Here is a 237-nt window from a genome sequence, read left to right on the forward strand (position 1 = left end):
GCTTCGGCGAAGGCCAGGCCGCCACGCTCAACAGCGCCTCCCTGGACAACCGCCAGGGCCGTATCGAAATGGCCGGTGGCAGCCTGGTGCTCACCAGTGCCGACCTGAACAACAGCGGCGGGCAAGTCATCGCCAACGACCTGACCGTCAACGCCGGCAACCTGAACAACCAGAACGGCGTACTGGTGGCCAAGACCGCCACCGTCAATGCCAGCAACCTCGACAACAGCCTCAAGG

At 64.6% G+C, this 237-nt stretch carries 1 protein-coding gene; it reads left to right on the forward strand.

The features are described 5' to 3' along the window. On the forward strand, positions 1–237 hold a 237-nt coding region (locus AAEY79_RS16365; RefSeq protein ID WP_352289825.1), incomplete at both ends, for a hypothetical protein.

Origin of the sequence: Psychrobacter sp. GW64-MNA-CIBAN-0177, from assembly GCF_040309585.1 — a bacterium.
GTDB classification, from domain to species: Bacteria; Pseudomonadota; Gammaproteobacteria; order Pseudomonadales; family Moraxellaceae; genus Psychrobacter; species Psychrobacter okhotskensis.